We start from the raw sequence: 18,664 nt of genomic DNA on the forward strand, positions 1-18,664 counted from the left end.
ATTCTTACCCATTGTGTTCTTTAATACCTAAAAAAACTTTTAAATCACTTTTCTCTACGTCTACTTTTTATAAATTAATTTGCTATGGATTTTGTTCTACTTTGCTAAACTCCAGCCCAAGGCTACTGCTACTTCAGTAGCTAATTCTAGAGGATTGAATGGTTTAGCGATCGCACTAATCATTCCCATCTGGGTATAGCGACGGCGATCGGAAGCCTGGATTTTAGCAGTTAACAAAATTACTGGAATCGCTTTGGTTAATGGATTGGCTTGTAACTTTTCAAAGGTTGTGATGCCATCCATCTCTGGCATCATCACATCTAGTAAAATTGCATCTGGTTGGTAAGTCTCAGCTTTAATTATGCCCTCTTGACCGGAACTTGCAGTCACTACTTTCCAGCCTGCGACTGTTTCCAAGCAAATCTTGGCAACTTCTTGAATATACTGCTCGTTATCAACCACTAGAATTTGCTTTGTTGTCATCACTGCTATCCTCTTGTTGGTTCCGAGAAATTCCCTGAAATAACTTCATCACCCGTTGTTCAAATTCCTTGGTAGTCACACGCCCGTTGCTCGAAAATTCTGCATCTGGACTTTGTTGGCTATTTGTAGTTTGCTCGTAACTACTATGAATCATAGAGATGTTGGAAGAGTCTTCTAAATCAGTATTTTGGAAAGTCCTAAATAATGGCAGAGCGATGTAAAAAGTGCTACCTTTACCCAATGTACTTTCAGCCCAGATGCGTCCGCCGTGTTGTTGCATAATGCTCTTGCAAATTGCCAAACCCAAACCAGTCCCATCATGGTTGCGCGAATCTGAAGAGTCAACTTGTTGAAAGCGCTCAAAGATACTCTCAAGTTTCTCTGTTGGGATACCGCGTCCGGTATCTTTGACTGTCAACAAAACCTCATTTCCTTGTTGTTGCGCCTCCAAGCAAACCGTAGATCCAACAGACGAGAATTTAATGGCGTTACTCAATAGATTGGTCAATGTTTGGACAATGCGATCGCAATCTGCCAATACTTGGCCAGATTGGGCAGAAACAGATACTTTCACTCCTGCTTTGTCAGCTAAAGGCTGCATGACATTTACTGCTTGAGTAATTAAGTCAACGATATTGCAGATTTCTGGTTCCATCTTTGCCTTACCCGACTCAATCCGCTCAATGTCTAGAATGTCGTTGATTAAACGTACTAGGCGTTCGCTGCTATCAGTCGCAATTTGCAGTAGGCGTTTTCCCTGCTCTGAGTCTGTTGGTAGCAAACCACTGGCTAGCATTCCTAGAGAGCCGTGAATCGAAGTTAAAGGTGTGCGGAGTTCATGACTAACAACAGAGACAAATTCATCTTTCATGCGTTCAATTAGTTTGCGCTCTGTGATATCTCGTAAAATAACCGTATAAAATATTTCCTCAGCCATCTCTATTTTGGAGATGGAAGCCTCCGCTGGAAATTCAGTCCCATCCTTGCGGCGTCCATAGATTTCACGCCGTTCTCCCATCCGACGGGCAACATTGGGAGATTGGCCAAAGTCAACCACATGTTGACGGTGTGCTTGAAAAAAGCGCTGCGGTAAGAGTAAATCAAGGCCTTGTCCAATCACTTCCTGGGCAGAGTAGCCGAAAATCTTTTCTGCTCCTTGATTAAACAAAGTGATGCTTTGGAACCCGTTAATGGAAATAATTGCATCATCAGCAATATCTAAAATCCGTGCAAATCGGGCTTGAGAGAACCGTAATTCTCCCTGTGTTCGTTGACGTTCATCAAGTTGTGACTGCAACTGTTGATTCACCCGAATTAACTCAGCAGTGCGCTCTGCTACTCTCAATTCCAGTTCGTTGATGGCTTGTAAATTGAGAGATGAGGAAGGCAAAGAAGAATTTACTTCCCTATCTCCCCCTGCTTCCCCTGCCCCTCTGCCCCCCTGCCCCTCTGCCCCTCTGCCCCCCTGCCCCCCTGCCTCCCTACCTCCCTGCACGACACGCTGCCGCAATTTCATCCGTTCTAAGCGATTGACAATCCGGGTTACTAGTTCTGGCCCAACAATGGGCTTACTTACAAAGTCATCAGCACCAACACTAAACACTTGATTTACCATCTCGGCATCGCTATGCACAGTGAGGAATAGAATGGGTAACTCACACCAGCGCGAATCGTTGCGTACTAATTGGCAAAGTTTTATACCACTTGTATAAGGTAATTCCACATCCAGAATCAGCATATCTGGCGTAACTATTTCCAAGATTTCCCAGAAATGACGCGGATCTTCTAGAGCGATCGCTTTTAGTCCCCAAGGACTAAGTAAGGTTTGTAAAAATGCTTGAATTTGCGGATCGTCATCCACAACCAATATTTTAATTTCTGTATGGAGATCATTTTGCAGCGGTTGTGTGACTGTTTCTAAAACCTGTGGGGTTGGTGATGAAGATATTGCTGCTGCTTCGTTTCCGTCAATTTCCCGACGCAATAACTTTACCCAACTTTTGAGGTTGGTAATCTCAGATTGACTCAGTATTTGACCAGAACTCAGTAACAATTCGATATTGCGTGCCAATTTTGAGCCAAGAGGCAAGCCAAAAGTACCTAAAGATCCCGCCAAGGTATGCGCCTCTTTGGCTGCAAGCGATCGCAAATCGATATTTAAACTATTTTGGTTTAAAGTTGCGATCGCTTCCTCCAGAAGCCTCACCTGCTCGTCTACCCGCCCTTGAAATCGTTGCCAAATTTCCGCAACTGCGATTAATGTTTGCTGTTGTGATTTGAGATTGGGAACCAAAGATTTTTCACACTCCCCTTCCGCCCTGCCCCCCTGCTCCTCTGCCCCCCTGCCCCTCTTCTCCTCTGCCCCCCTGCCCCTCTTCTCCTCTGCCCCCCTGCCCTTCTCCTCCTCTGCCAGTGGTTTCAGCCGATAGCCAATACCGTAAACTGTTTCAACCAAATCATTGGGCGCTCCTAAAGCTTTGAGTTTGTGTCGTAACCCTTTGATATGGGTGCGAACAGCTTCTTCTTGTGGAGTGTCTTCATAACACCAAAGATGTTCTAAAATCATGCCGCAGCTAAACACTCGGCGAGTATTTCGCAAGAACAGTTCTAACAGAGCATACTCTTTGGGAGTCAGTGGCAGCAGATTTCCAGCATACATCGCTTCACAGCTACTAGGATCTAGTCGCAACCCACCATACTCCAGCACAGGTTGCGAGGTTACGCCTTTACGACGCAACAGTGCCCGAACACGAGCAATTAACTCTTCTGCATCAAAGGGTTTAACTACGTAGTCATCTGCGCCTGCATCTAATCCGATCGCTTTTTCATGACTACTATCGCACCCTGTCAATAACAATATTGGCATTTGCAAATCACTAGACCGGATTTGACGACAAAGACTAATGCCATCCAGCTTGGGCAAGACTACATCTAGGAGAATTAAATCATAATCGTAAGTTTGAATAAAATTCCAAGCAGCATCTCCATCAGTGGCAACTTCAACCGCATAGTTTTGGTTAGTCAAAATGGTGGTGAGTGAATATGCACTTAACTCGTCATCTTCGACAACTAAAATTTTCATGTTAAAAGGTTTCCAAGTTAAAATGGATATCACAGATAACAATTAATAAGCTTAAATGGCAAGTTTAATATAATATCAATACTTAATTTTAAAACATCTTCCAAAAGGTTTATATTTGCAGTTTAAAATCATTAACAAATATCAATATTGATTAATTTTAATTGGATTTTTTAGCTATCTGCTAAGGAGGAGATGGTATGGAGAAAAGAAGCATTTTCCAGACATTACCTTTATACTACCTTACTTACAAGTTTTTCTAGTACAGAGAGGCTCAGATCCCGAACTTTTTCAAGAAGCCGCTCCAGTTCCCCTTCTCCCAATATGGTAGAAGGGGTTAGGGGATGAGGGCAACTCGAAAACCCTTTTAAAATCTCGTTTTCAGCCTTTGGCTGGAAATGCTACTCAAAAGCGGCTCTGCCGCGAGTTCGGGAGGTGGAGCCTCAATTAGGGGCATTCCAAGTCGGAGACTCTTAACGAGATAATTTGCTAAAAGCTTTTTCTAGACTGGCTTTAACCTGAAGTTGACACCAATGGTACAGCTAGCTGTACGCCCCTACAGCCGATTATATGTTGTAAAGATTTTTGGAAATGGTGCTATGTATGTTGATGAGGTCGGAGCAGTGTCTTTCTCTTGCCTTGGTCGTTCGTGCAACTCACCGTAAAAAAGGACTGATAAAACTCTCAATACGCTACAACAGAAAAAAACCCTCTGCTAAATCTGTGAAAAAACGAGTAACACTCACCTTCCCGAAACGCGCCGTGCAAATGCCAGTCACTTACGTACTGGCCAAAGATTTCAACGTCGCCGCCAATATTATCCGCGCCCAAGTTGCCCCAAATCAAATTGGCAAACTGGTAGTGGAATTATCGGGAGACATCGATCAATTAGATGCGGCGATCGAGTGGATGCGATCGCGTAATGTTAATGTTTCTTCGACATTAGGCGAAATTGCGATCGACGAGGATGTATGTGTCCACTGTGGCTTGTGTACTGGGGTTTGTCCTACCGAAGCCCTCACCCTCCAGCCAGAGACGTACAAGTTGACATTCACGCGATCGCGCTGTATCGTCTGCGAACAGTGTATCCCCAGCTGTCCCGTACAGGCAATTTCTACTAACATTTAACAATCTAAAATCCCAAATCCAAGATTGAAGTTAGCCCAACTTAAACACATCCGCCATTACACCACCATCAGCCACCAGCCTACTTTTTGCTGGAGAGTCATAAACTACCAATAGCGAAGGTATACCAGCTACATCCTGAAACAGCGTCATTCCCTCAGCATGATCTTCCCGATTCCCATAAGGAATATCTTGCACAAAATCGGGATTGCTGAAGACATTTTCTCGCAAATTCACACCATTTACCCAGCGATAAACTTGCACAGGGCCATCTAAATCCATCGTTGGCCCAGCTAAAATCAACAAGTCTTTATCATCTACATACAAATCCCGAATTCCCAAACCATTCAACCAGATAAAATGCTTTTTATATAACTCCTGCAATTCTCCAATTTGCTTTAGTTTCATTAGTCCAGGAGTAGAATCTTCTAACTCTATTTCCAGCACCATAGCCCAACCCCGCAATACAGGCCCGCGCAAACCGAGAAAGACGCGGTTTTGATAAATACCTATTCCTTCAATATCAAAGCCATTATCCTTTCCGGGAATTGCTGCCTGAATAAACAAGCCTAAATGATCGTCATTTGCTAAAGCTGTCATCAGCACGTTACCCTGATTTGTCACCTCTAATTTAGCGGCATTCAATTGCACATCTGGCTTTTGGGGATGTGGACAAGATGAGAATAGCTTACCGTCTATTAGAGGAATTCGTCCTAAAACGTAACGGTTAGGTTCTGATTCAATTTTTCCGAGCCTTTTCAAGTTTTTGGCATCTGTATTTTCAGGTTTGATTTTTTTGCGTTTGTAGCTGTGAGAACCAACAAACCATAAGTAATTATCAGCGTAAGCCAGTCCTTCTATATCTATTTCTTTGTCTTCTGGTGCAGGTAAACTGAGAAATTCTGCTACTCGAAATTGTTGATGATCTGTAAAATTATCAGTATCAACCAAAGATAAACGCTCAATAGTAGAGATTTCATCTGACCCTAACCATAAATACTTCTGATGTGTTAGCAGCACTGCTGATAAGTCTTCTCTATGTTCTTTAAAAGAATCTACGAAAGTCAATAAAACTTGATTTAGCAAATTTAACTTTGGCATTTTAAATTATATTGAGAGTTGCAAAAATGTTAGCCATGCTATTATAGTATGTGATTTCATGGCATAAATATAGCTGATATCAAGTTGACGGGGTGAACTGCGATTTCAACCTTTGTATAGATATTGCATATTTATAGAAGAGTATGCAACTATCAATCGTCATAAGCATATCTGCCAATACTCATAACATAAAAAATATGAAAAGTAGATGTAAATTTTTAAATAATGTTGTTATTATGCAAGAACCTCATGAGGTAATCATTCAGACCAATTATGAAATTAGCCACACAACCTACAGTAAAAACTCTCGGTGACTACGCCTACCAAGCGATTGAAAAACACTTTAAGAAAACCTTGAAGTGGGAAAAATCAGTAAAGAAAGATGAAGATCCAGAAGCGCTGCACCAAATGCGAGTGGGAATGCGCCGCCTACGGACAGCGGTAACTCGGTTTGGGATAGCGGTGGATGTGTCGAAACCAATCAGCGATAAAAATATCGGTAAAATAGCCCGTCGTCTTGGTAATCTGCGAGATTTAGACGTACTTAAAGAAAGTTTGGAAAACACTTATAAACCAAACTTACCCCGCAAAGAGCAAGAATCTCTGCAAACAGCTTTTACAGCTTTGGCGAAACAACGTGAAGATGTAGAATCGAGTGTGCAGAAAACATTAAATGATGAATCTTACAAGTCTTTAAAAGATGCATTGGATAAGTGGTTAGAGAAACCCAACTATCAACCTTTGGCATCTATTGCTATTGGGCAAGTGCTACCAGACTTACTTTTACCAGAAGTGAGTAATTTCTTTCTGCATCCGGGTTGGCTAGTTGGGACTGAAGTTGTAGAATCAGAAGTGAAAATCCAGAAAAACTGGAAAGCAAAAAAGATAGAAAAACAACTGACAACAGAAGGTGAAAGTCTTCATAGTTTGCGAAAAGAAGCTAAACGTATACGCTACCAGATGGAGTTATTTACTGACTTATATGGCGAGTCTTACGCAGCTTATATTACAGATGTGAAAAGTATCCAAGAAATTTTGGGTACGATGCAAGATAGTGCCGTTTTAACTGACTGGCTAGCAGATGTATACAAGTCAGAAATTCAGACTGAGTTGCCCACCCTTGCTAATTTGTTAACAGAAAATCGTTACCAGTCGTGGCAGCAATGGCAACCTTTGCAAGAACGGTATCTGAAAACTGAAACCAGACATAGTTTTCATTTAACAATACTGCACCCGCTTTCAGGAGTAATCAGTTAAAAGTTACTTTTGATTGAGAAAGGATTGAACTAACGAAGAGATAATTGAATAAAAACTTCTAGAGACAAAAGATAAACACTGCTATGGATAATTTGTAAAATACGGGTTTTTTCGGCGGAATAAAACCTGAAATTAGTCTAATAGTGGTTTCTAGAATTACTCCCCGCTCAATTTCATTCTAAACAATCCTGCTCTAACAGAGCCATCGAGAATGGCTCTGTTACTAAGTAGAACGATGTGGAAAAACCAAACTATGTTAAGAAAAATTAAATAGACTTAAACCCTCTTCCCTCCTGCCTCCTGCCTTCTGCCTCCTGCCTCATCCCAACAATAAATATTCACACCGACCTACTTAGTTCATATATGGTTAATGGTAGTGTCGGTAATCATCTAACTCCATGCTTTAACCGACTTTTTGTACTTCAAAATGTAATATAAAGTGTTGTATGCTCTTTTGCATTCCTCACAAGTTTCTCAAATTATTTCTCTATACCTGACTATAAGATGAGGATCTGAAAAAACTCACCTAGCCGAAGTATTAGAGGTATATATGTTTAAAAAAATTCTGCTTGCATTAGATTGCTCTGAGATGGGCAAACATATTTTTGAGCAAGGCGTTGCTTTAGCTAAGATGACTGGAGCTAGTTTATTGCTGCTACACGTTTTATCTACTGAAGAAGAAGGTAGTCCTTATATACCCGTGTCTACTTTTGACTACTATCCAGGAATGTGGAACCAAGTCTCAGAGTCTCACATACAGGAGTGGGAAAAATGGAAAAATCAAGGTGTGGAGATGTTGCAATCGTTCTGCGCTCAAGCAAATACAGCCGCAGTGAACACTGAATTTAGGCAAATCCCTGGCAGTCCGAGTCGAGTTATTTGTGACTTAGCTGGGAATTGGGGCGCCGACCTCATTGTGATTGGGCGTCGAGGTCACTCTGGTCTAGCGGAACTATTACTCGGTAGTGTCAGTAATTACGTTCTTCACCATGCTCCTTGTTCAGTCTATGTTGTGCAACTTCCTATTGATGACAAAAAAGCTGAAGTTGTAAAAGAAAGCGCAAGCGCTTCCACTGGCAGCTAATTCATGGCAATGTCTTACCTCGTTCCCAGGCGGAGGCTGGGAATAGCGATTAGTGGGCTGCTGCCTCCTGAAAGAGCATTTTCAGTTCTACCCGAAAACAAGATTTAACGAGATTTTAAAATTAACGTGAGTTCGACAAGTCTTATTTGACCTCTCCCCCAACCCCTCTCCGACACGGAGAGGGGAGCAAAAAGCTGAATTGTTCGTTGCTCCTCCCTTTCCGTTTCGGAGAGGGCAGGGTGGGAGAGAGAGGTTCATCGAACTTCACGTTAAAATGATTCAGGGATAAAAAAGACGGGTTGCAGCCCGTCTAAATAGCTTGAAAGTGCAAATACACCTTATATAGTATTGAAAATAACACAGTTAATTTTCTGAGAATTGCCAATTTGCCAAGTCATAAAAAGAACAGATATTGAACTGCTAGTTGTTTATAACCCAATACGCTTGGGTTAGGGGTTATTGGTGTAAATAATTGGTCTTTCAAGACGCGAGAAATCGCGTCTCTACATCTGGGTTTTGTCGCTCATTCTGAACTGTATTGGTTTATGAGCGTCCCACAAGTTCTAGTCTTTCTAGGTAAATCCTTTAATTATCTATGTTTGAGGATTTTCGGAAATTGCGTAGGTGTTGGTGTAGCCTATCCAAGAGTTGCTCGTCGTAGACATCGCACTCCTAACACTGATTGAGCAATTTTCAGCTACTCCCTACTCTAAAAACAGTAATAATCGCCCTAACAAGATATTGCTTTATCTAAATCAGTCATAGTATAAGTTACAGCTAGTGGATATAGAAGCTCCTCTAATGTGTTATCACGACTGGTTTAGTTTGACATGAACTCAACTAGCAACGAAAATCAAGGTTTATAAGCATCAAATATGAACGTTTTACTTTTATACCCCCGCTTTCCAAAAAGTTTTTGGTCTTTTGAAAAAACACTGGCTTTGTTAGACCGTAAAGCAATGCTACCGCCTTTAGGCTTGGTAACTGTAGCGGCGATTTTACCGCAAGAATGGAATTTTAAGCTAGTAGATCGAAATGTTCGCGTCTGTACAGAAGCCGAATGGGCTTGGGCCGATTTGGTTATTATGTCGGCGATGATTGTGCAAAAAGAGGATTTGCTCTCTCAGATATTGGAAGCAAAACGGAGAGGTAAGCGGGTTGCTGTAGGTGGGCCTTTTCCGACAGCGCTACCAGATGAAATGACATCTGCTGGGGCAGATTATTTGATATTAGACGAGGGTGAAATCACTCTACCCTTATTTGTAGCAGCGATCGCACGCGGCGATCGCACAGGCATCTTTCGCTCTGGTGGTGAAAAACCAGATGTCACTAACACTCCAACACCTCGCTTTGACTTGCTAGAGTTTGAAGCTTATGCAGAGATGTCGGTGCAATTTTCCCGTGGATGCCCCTTTCAATGTGAATTTTGCGACATTATTGTGCTATACGGTCGCAAACCCCGCACCAAAAACCCAGAGCAACTCTTAGCAGAACTTGAGTATCTCTACAAACTGGGTTGGCGGCGCAGTATTTTTATGGTGGATGACAACTTCATCGGCAATAAGCGGAATGTCAAATTATTCTTGAAGTCTCTTCTGCCTTGGATGGTAGAACATAACTATCCCTTTTCCTTTGCCACAGAGGCTTCAGTTGATTTAGCCCAAGATCAAGAACTGATGGATTTGATGGTAGCGTGTAATTTTGGAGCCGTTTTTCTGGGAATTGAAACCCCCGACGAAGAAAGTCTCACTTTCACGCAGAAATACCAGAATACGCGAGACTCACTCAGTGAGGCGGTGAATAGAATTACCCGCTCCGGGCTGCGAGTTATGGCAGGGTTTATCATTGGGTTTGATGGCGAGAAAGTCGGAGCCGGCGCACGAATTGTCAAGTTTGTCGAGCAAACAGCAATTCCCACAGCCTTATTTAGTATGTTGCAAGCGCTTCCAGATACGGCCCTCTGGCATAGATTAGAAAAGGAAGGACGACTCCGTAATAAATCTGCCAACATCAACCAAACCACGTTGATGAACTTTGTGCCAACTCGACCGTTAGAAGACATTGCTCGTGAATATGTGCAAGCATTCTGTGATTTGTATGAGCCAGAGCGGTTTTTGGAGCGTACATACAAACACTTCCGGCTTTTGGGCGAAGCAACCTATCCGAAAAAGGGCAAAGCTGCCAAGAAACCATTGAACTGGAAAGTACTCCGAGCGTTTCTGATCATTTGTTGGCGTCAAGGTGTACGTCGTCAGACACGCTGGCAATTCTGGCGCAACTTGTGGAGCATGTATCAGCATAATCCGGGTGGGGTGAGTAGCTACTTAGCTGTTTGTGCCCAAATTGAGCATTTCTTGGAATATCGCCAAATTGTCCGAGATGAAATTGAGGCGCAAGTAACTGAATTTCTGGAAGCAGAAGCTAGGGTAAAACCGGAGGCAGAAGTGATGGAAGTGTTAGAAAGCGTCAAGAAATAACTAGTACCACAATGGGCTTGGGTTAAGACAAATTGTCAAACGGTGATTGAATTTTATCAACAGATGCGATCGCCTGCTCAATCACACCAGGAGACAATTATTATCTCTTTGTGTGATTGAATGATCCAAAGTTATATTTACACCTCAAAAAACTGCGACAACTCTCGTTAAGCTAACGCGCCTACATATTGCACTATTTTCTGTGTAGGCCGTCATTAGTCATTAGACATTTGTGTTTAGCAAAGACAAATGACAAAGGACAACCAACCTCACCAGTTGATGTGCAACTTAAATGCGTAACAGCTTATCATGTCCAGAGGAATGAGAGTGAGGTTAAAGCATCATGTACATCCCAAATGCTTTTCGAGAAGATGACATTGAGAAACTTGTTGCCTTCATGCGTGCGAATAGTTTTGCCACATTGGTGTCTATTCTAAATGATGTACCTGTTGCCTCACATATTCCGCTGGTTGTCACAGTGCAAAATAATGTGGTGAAGCTATCGGGTCATGTTGCCAAACCAAATCCTCAATGGCAGGTCTTTGGGGTAGGCGAGGCACTTGCTGTATTCACTGGCCCCCATGCTTATATCTCGCCCTCTTTGTATGAGAAGCAAGAGAGTGTACCTACGTGGAACTACATTGCTGTACACGCCTACGGTGTACCGCAAGTTATTACCCTTGGTGATTCACCGGAATTAATGGATAAGATGATTGAGGACATGATTGACACCTATGGCTCTGAGTATAAATCTCAATGGCATAGCTTATCCGATAACTTTCGCGAGGGAATGATGAATGGCATTATTGGTTTTGAGATGACCATCACGCGGTTGGAAGGGAAATACAAACTTAGCCAAAATCGCAGTCATTCTGACCAGAATAATGTTGCCCATGCCTTGCTACAAAGTACAGACCCAACTGTTCATGGCATAGGTGCTGCAATGAAACAGAATCTTGAAACTGGTGAACATTTGCCGGAGTGAAAGCTTGAATTATTTTTGTCAAAGTTTCAGGGGAAGGCTAATTTGAAAGGTTGAGCCTTGACCTAGAATACTATTTACAGTAATTTGACCTCCGTATCGTTGCACAATTTGTTGAGCGATCGCAAGTCCAAGTCCAAAGCCGCCTGTTTGCCGAGATCGGACAGTATCTACCCGATAAAAACGATCAAATATATGTGGCAAATCAGTGGACGGAATGCCAATGCCGTTGTCTTTGACCTGAATTATCGCAGAGTGAGACTGAGTAAAAAGATATAATTCTACCTTTCCATCTGCTGATGTGTACTTAAAGGCATTAGTCAGTAGATTAATCACAGCTTGTTTGAGCAAATTAGCATCAGCTTTTAACATGATGGGATGCTCTGGAAGGTGAGCATTGAAATTGAGATTTTGGGCAGGAGCAAGGGCTGCGAACTCCTGAGCAAGCGATCGCAATATTTCACACAAGTCAACGGGTTTTAATCCGGTTTCTGCAAGGGAGCCATTATGACGCGACAAAAAAAGCAGATCGTTAATCAGCGTACTCATTGACTTAGCAGTTTGGGCGATATTTTGCAACCGCAATCTTTGTTCCACCGGGTCTTCGGGGGGCATCAGAGCAACTTGGGCATTGCTTAATACCGTAGCAACGGGTGCGCGTAATTCATGAGAAGCATCGGCTGTAAATTGCTGCAATTGCTGATAAGCACGGAGGCTTGGTCGCATTGCCAATCCGCCCAAAAACCAACCTGTAATGCCTATTACACCAAAGGTCACGGGAACCCCAAAAGTTAAAAACAAGCGGGCTTGATTTAGTCCAACGCGTAAAGAGTTCATTGGAACTGCCGTTTGGAAATAGCCAATCAGCACCTTACCTTCCAAAACAGGAAGTGTAACTTGGCGAACCCAGGTTCTTGTACTAAATGATTCTGAGTCTATTGGTGCTTCTACTGTTTGAAAGCCAGGTTTTGCAGTCAACTGTTTGCCACCCGATGAACCGATAAACTGCAAAAGTTGTTTATTAGAGTTATACCACCGTGCATACATTAGCCCGCCATTCAAGGATGCATCACTTTCTACAGGAGTCTGGCCGCGCTGATTTTGCCATTGACTTTGATAAAGCGAGTATTGGGTTTTGACGGCAAAGGCTTTACTTTGTGAAAAGAGTTCGTCGTCAAAAACCCGCAACTGTTCTTCGACACTCAGACAATAGCCCACCCCTGCAAAGGCGAACAAAATTCCACCCATTGACAGGGCAAACCAGTGAGCAAGATTACGACGGCTATGATCAAACATTAGTTATTAGTCATTTGTCATTGGTCATTTGTCATTGGGCACTGCTTATTAATTCTTCTCGCCCTGCTCCCTGCTCCCTGCTCCCCTGCTCCCCTGCCCCTCTGCCCCCTGCCCCCTAACGGCTTAGAAAGGCGGATTTATTCGATAGCCCATTCGATGCACTGTTTCTATCCAATCTTTGACACCAATGGTTTGTAGGCGCTGGCGCAAGCGGCGAACTAAGGTAGTCACTGCGTTACTTTCAGGTTCCTCTCCGTAGCTCCAAAGGGCTTGCTCAATCTGGTTATGAGATAATACTTGGCGGGGATGACGCATTAAATACTCCATCAATTGAAACTCCCGGCTAGAAAGTTGAGTTGTCAACGAACCAAGTTCGAGCGTCAAACTGGATAAATGAAGTTGCAAATCGCCCAAGCTAAGTATATCTCCTTGCCACATAGGCGATCGCCTTCCTAGTGCCCGGACTCGTGCCAATAACTCTAGGACATCCACAGGCTTTACTAAGTAATCATCGGCTCCAGCATCTAAACCCATTACTTTATCTAAAACCGTGTCTTTCGCCGTCAGCATCAATACAGGAGTCAGCTTACCTGCTCGTCGATATACTTGACACAATTCTACGCCACTTACTTTAGGCAACATCCAATCTAGAATCAGCAAGTCATAGTCTTTGCGAAAGGCAAACCATTGTGCTGTTTCCCCATCAGCGAGCGCATCTACTGTATGCCCCACCTTCAATAATGCTGCCCGCAGTGGCTCTAACTGCGATGGGTCATCTTCGACTAGTAAGATCAACATCCTATTTGCTCAGGTTGCCGTAATTTTCGCTTGCTAATTTTAAGATTAAGCTAAAAGGATGACACAAAACTAACGGTAAACATTCAACCTTATACCTTCCATGCAGCAACTCCAACTTTTTCAAGTGTTGCGATCGTTAGGCTTTGTATTTTGGTTTTCCTTGCCGTTGATTGGGTTAGTTTTTTGGCTAGGGAGCGGTTTTGTCGGAGATCGAATTTTAAGTCGCTCCAACCTCACCAAAAAATATCTGCTAGCAGACACCCAATCGGCACGACAGATTATGAAAAGGATAGTAGCGATCAAAGTCGAAGTTCTCCCCGAAAAAGGAATTTCACGGGTGAACGTTAAAACTAACAACTCAGTTCTCACGAGGATAGTATTTGAATTTCCAATCACAGATATAAGCCAACTTGAAGCTGCTCTTAGTCAAGAGTTAGGCTTACCGCGCGATCGCGTTAAAGAATTAATAATTGAATCCAATGCATTATTGTAGAGACGGCAATTTATCGCGTCTTTGTAATTGATAATTTTCATCAAAAAACCTTAACCTAACCGTATTGCCTAAGAGGTTGTTTGAAAAGCCTAATTTATTACGAACATTTACATGGGTCGAGTCGGTTCTGGCTTTTCCCCTAGCTTTGAGCCAACCTTTGTTTTGAAAATTAGGTAATTTTGTCAATCTGCCAAACAACAGAAATAATTGCAGGCCCTTGGTCAAATTGGCTGATGGGGGCGGGTTTCATATCCCTGTAGTCTAGCAATTGGACTACGATGAGGTAAGCGATCGCTAAAATCACCGAAATCGCACCTGTAAGAATAGCAATTAATTTTGAGCGTTCCATGAGTATTTCCTGTAATGCAAGTAGAATAACTGTATTGAGCCATTGATGAGAATTGCATAGGGGCAGCCCACAGTAGGTATCACTATGACTGCAACCACAAAAAAATTTACTTTTGCAGAGTATCTTAAGTATAACGATGGCACGGATACCCAATATGAATTGGTAGATGGAGAATTAATTCCCATGAGCCTTGGCACTGGCAAGCACGGTGGCATCTCCAAGTTTTTAGAACGAAGCTTTGATGATGAAAGTGCCAAAATTGGCCAGAATTGGACAGCGCAAAAGTTTTCTGTCGGAGTGCGTTCGCCACGCGGAGGACGCTGGGACACCTCACGAATTCCAGATGTAGTAGTATTACCGACACAGCAGTGGGAAGCACTTTCTAATCGAGAGGCTGTAATCGAACTCAACGAAACTCCCCCCATATTAGTGGTAGAAGTCGTCAGCGAATCTACACAAACTACAGACTATCGCAGCAAACGTTCTGAGTATGCTGTTCTGGAAATTCCCGAATATTGGATTGTTGACCCGATTCAAGAGATAGTAACAATATGCACTCTAGTAGAAGGGTTCTATGATGCTGTTGCATTCCGAGGACAAGAACGCATTATCTCTTTTACTTTTCCACAGTTGGATTTGAGTGTCGAACAAGTCTTGGCAGGACGGAAGTGAACTCTCAATTACTATTACCCAGCCAAACCGTATTGGCTGTACTTCAACAATGAGCCTCAGAACCTCAATGTTGACCTTCTGAAGCTCGACGTTGACCTTCTGAGCCTCGAAGTTGCACGTTTGATCCTCGAAGTTGCGGCTTTTAACCTCAACGTTGACCTTCTGAGGCTCGACGTTGACCTTCTGAGGCTCAACGATGACCTTCTGAGGCTCGAAGTTGCACCTTTTATCCTCGAAGTTGCGCTTTTTATCCTCGAAGTTGCGGCTTTTAACCTCAACTAACAAATATATCTAACCATTCCTGAATTTACAGGGGTGAGCGTGTACTAATATTTGGTCACCTCTGTAAAGTTGAACATGGCTTTAGACTTCTCCGGTCAAAATCTCCGAGGACGCAACTTCAAAGGTAGACAAGACCTTGCGGGTGCAAACTTTAGCTATGCCGACATCCGAGGGGCAAACTTCACTAACGCTAATTTAACAGGCGCTAACTTCAGTTATGCCAAAGCTGGACTGCAACGCCGATGGGCAATTTTCCTAGTCCTTGTCTCGTGGCTGTTGTCGGGATTTTCAGGGTTTTACTTGGCTGTCAAAGGTTATTTGGTGTCACTAATATTTGATACTTCCAACTCAAGTAATCAGATTGGTGGTTGGACTGCTTTGATTATATTGATTGCCTTCTTTTTAATCACGATTCGCCAAGGACTAACAGCTGGTCTAGGAGCCGTAGCCGGAGCCTTCGCCGTAGTCGTAGCCGGAGCCGTAGCCGGAGCCATAGCCGGAGCCGGAGCCGGAGTCGGAGCCTTCGCCGGAACCTTCGCCGTAGCCGTAGCCTTCGCCTTCGCCGTAGCCGTAGCCTTCGCCTTCGCCGTAGCCGGAGCCTTCGCCGTAGCCGGAGCCATAGCCATAGCCTTCGTAGTAGCCGGAGCCATAGCCGGAGCCATAGCCGGAGCCATAGCCTTCGACGTAGCCGGAGCCTTAGCCGGAGCCGGAGCCGGAGCCGGAGTTTTATTTAGTATCTACATTAGTTGGCAAACAATGAAAGGAGACGAAAAATATTCCTTAATTCGCAATATCGCTATTCCTTTTGCTGCAACAGGAGGTACAAGTTTTCGTGGCGCTAATTTAACCAATGCTGATTTCACCCAAGCTAGGCTCAAAAGTACAGATTTCCGAAACACTATCCTTATCTGTAGCCGTTGGCATCAAGCCAAAATGCTTGACCGTGTTCGTCCTGGGAAAACTTATCTGCAAAACTCACAAGTACGTCAACTGCTGATTACTGGACAAGTACAGGATAAGAATTTTTACCGTGAAAACCTGCGGGGTATCAACTTACAATTAGCAAATTTAGCAGATGCCAGCTTTATTAGCGCTGATCTCAGTGAAGCCAACTTGCAAGATGCCGATTTGTCAAGAGCAAAGCTGAAGCAAACGCAACTAGACGGCACAGATTTAACAGGTGCAACCCTCACCGGCGCCTTCATCGAAGATTGGGGCATTACAAATACAACTAAATTGCATGGGGTGAGGTGTGAATATGTCTTTATGCGTTTACCCACCAAAGAAGACCCCGACCCCCTCCGCAAACCTGATAATAAACAAGAAGTATTTGCAGACGGCGAATTTGCCGACTTTATCAAGCCAATTTTTGACACCCTCGACCTTTACCACAATCAAGGCGTTGACCCCCGCGCCATTGCCATAGCCTTCAAAAACCTTGCCGAAAACCATCCCGAAGCCGAGTTAGAAATCGTGGCAATGGAGAAACGCGGCGATGATAAAATCTTGCTCAGAGCCACAACTGCCGCAGGTAGTGATAAATCTCAACTGAGTGCAGAATATTTTGATGACTATAATCAACTCAAAGCTTTATCGCAGAGTCAGCAATTATTACTGGTAGAAAAAGATAAACGCATTATTAGTTTAGAAAATATGGTAGATACTGCTCTCAAGCAGCCGAAATTTTATACACAAGGAGATACAAATATGTCAGATATCAGTGGCATCAATATTGAAGGCAGCAGTAATGTTAGCGGTATCGCTGGCAATAATTCTATTGCTAATCTAGGAACCATCAGCGGTAACGTGAGTATTGCCCTCAATGAGTTACCTGATGCAACCGATGCCGAGAAACCAGGAATCAAAGAATTATTGTCGCAGTTGCAAGATGCGATCGTCCAATCCACATATTTGTCAGAAGAAGACAAAACCGAAGCGCTAGAACAGGTGAACAGTTTAGCTGAAGCGGGTAAAAATCCTCAAGAATCCACTAAGCAAAAGACGGCAAAAACGGCCATCACCATGTTAAAAGGGATATTTACCGGCTTACCTGCTGTTGCTTCTTTGGTGGAAGCGGGTAATAAATTATTGCCTGCGATCGCAAAACTATTCGGTTTGGGATAATTTAACGCGATCGTAGGTGATATCATGTCCGCTTGATTACTTACTAAACCCCAAGAACCCCACCCCGCCAAAGCTGCGCTTTGTCTCCCCTCCCCGCAAGCGGGGAGGGGCTGGGGGTGGGGTGCAATGACTGTGGAAATCATAACTAATTATGCGGACATGATATAAGATATTCCTCACAAGTATACAGACGTGATTAATTTGTACAGTGCATAAGTCTTATGTCAATATTTATGCAAAGGTATTTTGATTACACGAATCTAATGAACTTTAAAATCCAAGGCTTTTTTACGACGTTAATAATTGGTACTGTTTCAGCATTGACCATTTCAGACGCTATCTCTCAAAAAGTGAACGCCCAAGCTACGCCTTCTTGTAATAATGCAACCATAACAGGTAGCTATGGAAGTAAAACTACTGGGACGATCATAGGAAAGTCTATAGCTGGCGTTGGTTTAATCAAGCTTGATGGAAGGGGAAATTACCAAGGAACAGCGATTGGTAGCGTTGACGGTAGTATACTGCCAACCGAAACAGTGTCAGGAACCTATAGTGTTAAACAAGATTGTACGGTGCAGATACGAACATCTAGTGGTGATACTTACAGTGGTATCATTGTTGATGGTGGCAGGGAAATCTTTCTTTTGGCAACCGTTCCAGGTACAGTAGTTGTTGAGACTTTAAAAAAAGTAAACTGATTTACTCCATCTGTGCCAACGCTTGAAATAAATCAGTTGCCTGATTCACCGGATTCCGAGAAACCAGACATTAAAGAATAGAAGAAAGAGTGAAAGGTGACAACCCAATTAGCTCTCAGAAGATGGTGGTGTAAAGCTAGTTGGGTTCACAGGGGTGACTTCAGAAGCGTAGCGGTTAAAGTCCCTAACGTTGAAAGTTAAGATACAGCACTTCCAGCTATTATGCAATACAGACCGCCAGGGAATAGAATTCCCTGTCTAATGGTGCAAGTCCTCTAGAAGAGGACTAGAAAAACTTGGGTTAAAGCACTGATATCATGTCCGCTTGATTGCTTATTAAACCCGAAGAACCCCACCCCGCCAA

The 18,664-nt window shown here is 43.2% G+C and carries 16 protein-coding genes; 10 read left to right on the forward strand and 6 right to left on the reverse strand.

The genetic code is table 11. The features are described from left to right. Window positions 1–96: 96 nt before the first annotated feature. Window positions 97–483 (reverse strand): response regulator, encoded by a 387-nt coding sequence (locus RMX69_RS10775; RefSeq protein ID WP_322637461.1) that lies wholly within the window; start codon window positions 481–483, stop codon window positions 97–99. After that, complete coding sequence (locus RMX69_RS10780; RefSeq protein ID WP_322637462.1) at window positions 455–3,565, reverse strand: response regulator; 3,111 nt, start codon at window positions 3,563–3,565, stop codon at window positions 455–457. The genes RMX69_RS10775 and RMX69_RS10780 overlap by 29 nt, the downstream gene beginning before the upstream one ends. A gap of 720 nt (window positions 3,566–4,285) precedes the next feature. Between RMX69_RS10780 and RMX69_RS10785 the strand changes: the two genes are divergently transcribed. Then, entirely contained in the window at window positions 4,286–4,690 is a 405-nt protein-coding gene (locus RMX69_RS10785; protein WP_289799991.1) for an NIL domain-containing protein, read from the forward strand. Window positions 4,691–4,720: 30 nt separating this feature from the next. On the opposite strand, the gene RMX69_RS10790 is transcribed toward RMX69_RS10785, so the two are convergent. Continuing rightward, a complete protein-coding gene (locus tag RMX69_RS10790; RefSeq protein ID WP_322637463.1) occupies window positions 4,721–5,788 on the reverse strand; it encodes a DUF3616 domain-containing protein in 1,068 nt (355 codons plus the stop codon). Window positions 5,789–6,061: 273 nt separating this feature from the next. On the opposite strand from RMX69_RS10790, the gene RMX69_RS10795 reads away from it, so the two are divergent. From RMX69_RS10795 to RMX69_RS10810, 4 genes are all read left to right on the forward strand, one after another. Next, on the forward strand, window positions 6,062–7,045 hold the full coding sequence (locus tag RMX69_RS10795; RefSeq protein ID WP_289797140.1) for a CHAD domain-containing protein: 984 nt from the start codon (window positions 6,062–6,064) through the stop codon (window positions 7,043–7,045). A gap of 550 nt (window positions 7,046–7,595) precedes the next feature. Next, window positions 7,596–8,129 carry a universal stress protein gene (locus RMX69_RS10800; RefSeq protein ID WP_322637464.1) on the forward strand — a complete coding sequence of 178 codons (534 nt, stop codon included), beginning with the start codon at window positions 7,596–7,598 and terminating at the stop codon, window positions 8,127–8,129. Window positions 8,130–9,004: 875 nt separating this feature from the next. Further along, complete coding sequence (locus RMX69_RS10805; protein WP_322637465.1) at window positions 9,005–10,606, forward strand: B12-binding domain-containing radical SAM protein; 1,602 nt, start codon at window positions 9,005–9,007, stop codon at window positions 10,604–10,606. Between the two features lie 343 nt (window positions 10,607–10,949). Further along, window positions 10,950–11,591, forward strand: a complete 642-nt coding sequence (locus tag RMX69_RS10810; RefSeq protein WP_289797142.1) for an FMN-binding negative transcriptional regulator — start codon at window positions 10,950–10,952, stop codon at window positions 11,589–11,591. Window positions 11,592–11,609: 18 nt separating this feature from the next. Here the strand turns inward: RMX69_RS10810 and RMX69_RS10815 are convergent, their stop codons facing one another. Together RMX69_RS10815 and RMX69_RS10820 are read right to left on the reverse strand one after the other, a co-directional pair. After that, on the reverse strand, window positions 11,610–12,884 hold the full coding sequence (locus tag RMX69_RS10815; RefSeq protein ID WP_289797143.1) for a sensor histidine kinase: 1,275 nt from the start codon (window positions 12,882–12,884) through the stop codon (window positions 11,610–11,612). Window positions 12,885–13,007: 123 nt separating this feature from the next. Beyond that, window positions 13,008–13,682, reverse strand: coding sequence for a response regulator transcription factor (locus tag RMX69_RS10820; protein ID WP_289797144.1), 675 nt, complete (start codon window positions 13,680–13,682; stop codon window positions 13,008–13,010). Between the two features lie 100 nt (window positions 13,683–13,782). Here RMX69_RS10820 and RMX69_RS10825 point away from each other — a divergent pair, with 100 nt between their 5' ends. Then, window positions 13,783–14,175, forward strand: coding sequence for a hypothetical protein (locus RMX69_RS10825; protein WP_289797145.1), 393 nt, complete (start codon window positions 13,783–13,785; stop codon window positions 14,173–14,175). A 169-nt stretch (window positions 14,176–14,344) separates the two neighbouring features. Here RMX69_RS10825 and RMX69_RS10830 read toward each other — a convergent pair whose 3' ends face one another. Further along, the gene (locus RMX69_RS10830) at window positions 14,345–14,524 is read right to left on the reverse strand and encodes a hypothetical protein (protein ID WP_289797146.1); all 180 of its coding nucleotides are present in this window, start codon (window positions 14,522–14,524) and stop codon (window positions 14,345–14,347) included. A gap of 84 nt (window positions 14,525–14,608) precedes the next feature. Between RMX69_RS10830 and RMX69_RS10835 the strand changes: the two genes are divergently transcribed. The 4 genes from RMX69_RS10835 to RMX69_RS10850 all read left to right on the forward strand — a co-directional run bounded on the left by RMX69_RS10835 (window position 14,609) and on the right by RMX69_RS10850 (window position 18,300). Beyond that, the gene (locus tag RMX69_RS10835) at window positions 14,609–15,196 is read left to right on the forward strand and encodes a Uma2 family endonuclease (protein WP_322637466.1); all 588 of its coding nucleotides are present in this window, start codon (window positions 14,609–14,611) and stop codon (window positions 15,194–15,196) included. A gap of 120 nt (window positions 15,197–15,316) precedes the next feature. Then, the gene (locus RMX69_RS10840) at window positions 15,317–15,478 is read left to right on the forward strand and encodes a hypothetical protein (protein ID WP_322637467.1); all 162 of its coding nucleotides are present in this window, start codon (window positions 15,317–15,319) and stop codon (window positions 15,476–15,478) included. A gap of 75 nt (window positions 15,479–15,553) precedes the next feature. Further along, on the forward strand, window positions 15,554–17,602 hold the full coding sequence (locus tag RMX69_RS10845) for a pentapeptide repeat-containing protein (RefSeq protein WP_322637468.1): 2,049 nt from the start codon (window positions 15,554–15,556) through the stop codon (window positions 17,600–17,602). A gap of 221 nt (window positions 17,603–17,823) precedes the next feature. Further along, window positions 17,824–18,300 carry a hypothetical protein gene (locus RMX69_RS10850; RefSeq protein ID WP_322637469.1) on the forward strand — a complete coding sequence of 159 codons (477 nt, stop codon included), beginning with the start codon at window positions 17,824–17,826 and terminating at the stop codon, window positions 18,298–18,300. The last annotated feature ends 364 nt before the right edge of the window (window positions 18,301–18,664 follow it).

This window comes from Nostoc sp. EspVER01, from assembly GCF_034530635.1.
GTDB lineage: Bacteria > Cyanobacteriota > Cyanobacteriia > Cyanobacteriales > Nostocaceae > Nostoc.